The organism is Chroococcidiopsis cubana SAG 39.79, from assembly GCF_003991895.1.
GTDB lineage: Bacteria > Cyanobacteriota > Cyanobacteriia > Cyanobacteriales > Chroococcidiopsidaceae > Chroococcidiopsis > Chroococcidiopsis thermalis.
Map to the genome: position 1 here is coordinate 1 of NZ_RSCK01000223.1, position 3,177 is coordinate 3,177.

Below are 3,177 nucleotides of genomic sequence, written 5' to 3' on the forward strand. Positions count from 1 at the left end.
CGCAATCCCCTCTTGCCCAAATGGGATATTCTTATCCGACCTGCCTCATAGGTATTTTGTTTCTTGGAGATCGCCTAAAGATTGTTCTAAGCAACTTACAAAACAATCTTTTCTTGTATACGCCACAATTGCGCGGCGATCGAATTACTCCACAGCAGAGCTTGCTGCTTCAATAATCAGATTGGCAACCTCTCTGGGACGAGAAATGTAGGGCACATGGCTTGCTTCAAGCTCAGTAACTTTGGCATCGATTCGGCTTGCCATGAATCGCTGAAGCTCAGGGTTAATGGCTCGGTCTTCCTGAGCTAAGAGATACCATGAGGGGATAGTCTGCCAAGCTGCGCTTTCCACCGATTGCTCAAACGTGATGCTAGCGGCAGGCTTTTGCGTGACTGCCAGCACTTGCGCTTCGGCTATCGATACGTCATGAGTAAAGACCTCGTGAAACTTCTCGCGCTCGATGTAAAGGAAGCCTCCTGCATCTGGAACAATTGCTGTGACGAGTGGAGGGGATGGGTATTTGCCAATTAACTGGCTAATGCTGTCGCCTGGTGCTAATGCCCAACCCGCGATATAAACCAAGGCTTTCACTTGCGGGCTACCAACCGCCGCGCCTGTGATTATGGCTCCACCGTAGGAGTGACCGACTGCAACAACAGGTCCTGGTTGAGAATCGATCGCCCGCTTGGTTGTAGCAATATCATCTGGAAGAGAAATCAGCGGGTTTTGCACAGCGGTCACGTTATAGCCAGCCTGTATCAGAAGTGGGATAATATGCTGCCAGGATGTACCATCCGCCCAGCTACCATGAACCAGAACGATCGAAGGTTTGATTTTGGACATAGAGATTACTCCTTGAATTGATTGCTAATCTACGGAACCCGAAAAGCCAGGTTTTTGATGATTAGTAATCCATAAATTGAATGCAATTTTAAGCATTAATGAATTGTTGATTTGATCCAAAAGTTTTTGATATTAACATGACTCATAAGTCCTTATTGCTGATTGATAGAAATACACGTTGAAGCCAATGGATTTACTACGTTTTTGTAGCAGCGGAGGGTAAGGTTCCAGACGATCCTAAAATCTCGTCGCCAATCTCAGCAGAAACGCGATCGAACAGTGCCATGTCCGGTGTTTCTGTCTTATCCTGCGTTCCTACTGCGGCAATCAATCGGGCAAAGGCACTGGGCGTAGCAATTATCAATCCACGAGCGGGTCGGTCGCCAATTGTGGCAACGACGTGAGGTGTGCCAACCGGAATTAGGAAGCTTTCACCAGTGCTGAGTACCAACTTGTTCTCACCTGCCCAAATCGTGAATTCTCCTTCCAGCACATAGAGTTGCTCCAAATAGCGCGTGTGGCGATGGGGAGGAGTCTGGGAGCCAGGTGGAAAGTAACCTTCAATTAGATCGTACTGTCCTCCGGTCGTAGTGCGATCGGCAAGGATGGTGAGGTAAGAACCAAAAAACCAAAAAGATTGGGTCATGAAATTGCTCCTAATGATTAGGGCGTAAGATGTCCGATCGTCGAATGAAAGACGTCATCTGGGTCATATCTCCGCTTGAGGTCAAGCAAGCGCTCATAGTTCGACCCGAAAGCGAGCGGAACACGTTCCTGCTCTTCCCGATCCAGGAGATTGATATATCCCCCTTTGAAGGCATAGGGTGCAAGGGAGCGTGAGATGTGCTGTGCCCATTGGAGATGCCGTTGCTCTTCGTCGGGAGACTGGGGTTCCCAGGCGGCGATTATCTCAATCATGAGGTGATCCTGACGCAGCGCAAAAGCGGTTTCGGATACACCCACACGACTCGCAGCTCCATGAAAGTGATGAATGTTGATCGTCGAAAACGGGGAAGGAAGGGGCAGTCCTTGTTCGATCAGCACCTCGATCGTCTCAGTCTGCAACCCAGCTAGCGAGCGAGTTTGAAGGTAGTAGTGGCGACCTGCTGGGGTAAACACATTCAACTGATGAATCAGGTCATTATATGTAACGGGTTGTACCCGATCGACTAATAGATTACCAAAAGTACGCAGGGGTGCAATCACCTCCTCACCTGCTGCAATCGCACCACAATAGGTGGGTGAGAGAAACAGAGCTGTTGCGCCATCGGGTGTTTGAAGAAATCCAGACCGGATGGTTAATTCATCGGGTGCAGTGGTGATAAACTCGTTAAAATTGCTTAGCACAGTTCTAGCTTGCTCTAGCGGATAGAGCAGCATCCCCGATAGCACTGTCGTAAGTGAATGCAGACGATACTCCAGGGAAACCACAACGCCAAAGTTACCACCCCCACCCCGCAGTCCCCAAAGCAAGTCTGAATGCTCTTCGGCACTTGCGGTGATAAGTTGCCCGTCGGCGGTTACGACCTGTGCGGATAGCAGGTTATCGGCAGCTAGTCCGTAAGCCCCGATCAGTGAGCCATAGCCTCCTCCTAAAGTCAGTCCTGTCATGCCAACGCTGGAGACGGTTCCTGTAGTCGTCGCTAATCCATATTTTTCTGCTGCTCCGATCAGTTCACCAGCCGTTGCTCCACTTTGAACTTGGGCTGTGTGTGCAACTGGATCGACGGTAATAGCTTTCATCTGAGATAGATCGATCGCTACGCCATTCTCGCGCAGCGATCGCCCAAAAATTTCGTGTCCTGCGCCTCGAACCGAAAGTGGTAATCCATGTTCTCGCGTCCAGCGAACCGTATGAATAACATCTTCTACAGTTAAACAACGAGCGATCGCAGCAGGGCGGGTCTTCACCCTGCCATTCCAGAGTTGGCGCACCGATTCGTAGGCAGCATCATCCGGCAAAATAAGCTGTCCTGTGAGCAGTGCTGCGAGATAATCAAACAACGTTTTATTCTGACTAGGCGTAATTGTCATCGTTTCTTCTCTCCATGTTGTAAGTTGAATCACTCAACAATGTTCTAGTTATCTTTCTTATTTCTCAAAGGGTTGATGGCTCCAGAACACAGACTTCAATGAGTTGCTTATTGGTATCCCCAACTTTCACCGCCTGAGAATACCCGTACTCTTGCTCCCAGGGCATACTGAGGCTTTTTGTTTCCTTGGTGATTGTCATATTTAAATACCTTCTTTGGAGTTAGGCGATCTCCAAGAAACAAAATACCTATGAGGCAGGTCGGATAAGAATATCCCATTTGGGCAAGAGGGGATTGCGTT

The 3,177-nt window shown here is 49.0% G+C and carries 4 protein-coding genes; all 4 read right to left on the minus strand.

What is annotated here, in order from left to right:
* Nucleotides 1-144 precede the first annotated feature (144 nt).
* Nucleotides 145-843 (minus strand): alpha/beta fold hydrolase, encoded by a 699-nt coding sequence (locus tag DSM107010_RS37395; RefSeq protein WP_106171073.1) that lies wholly within the window; start codon nt 841-843, stop codon nt 145-147.
* 196 nt (nt 844-1,039) lie between these two features.
* A complete protein-coding gene (locus DSM107010_RS37400; protein WP_106171070.1) occupies nt 1,040-1,489 on the minus strand; it encodes a cupin domain-containing protein in 450 nt (149 codons plus the stop codon).
* Between the two features lie 17 nt (nt 1,490-1,506).
* Entirely contained in the window at nt 1,507-2,877 is a 1,371-nt protein-coding gene (locus DSM107010_RS37405) for an FAD-binding oxidoreductase (protein ID WP_106171075.1), read from the minus strand.
* A gap of 107 nt (nt 2,878-2,984) precedes the next feature.
* A partial coding sequence (locus tag DSM107010_RS40990) for a hypothetical protein (RefSeq protein WP_206751860.1) occupies nt 2,985-3,177 on the minus strand: 193 nt, incomplete at its 5' end.

Bases quoted from the DNA above. Each gene is read 5' to 3' on its own strand.
- DSM107010_RS37400 (WP_106171070.1), bottom strand. From the start codon at position 1,489: ATGACCCAATCTTTTTGGTTTTTTGGTTCTTACCTCACCATCCTTGCC.
- DSM107010_RS37395 (WP_106171073.1), bottom strand. From the start codon at position 843: ATGTCCAAAATCAAACCTTCGATCGTTCTGGTTCATGGTAGCTGGGCG.
- DSM107010_RS37405 (WP_106171075.1), bottom strand. From the start codon at position 2,877: ATGACAATTACGCCTAGTCAGAATAAAACGTTGTTTGATTATCTCGCA.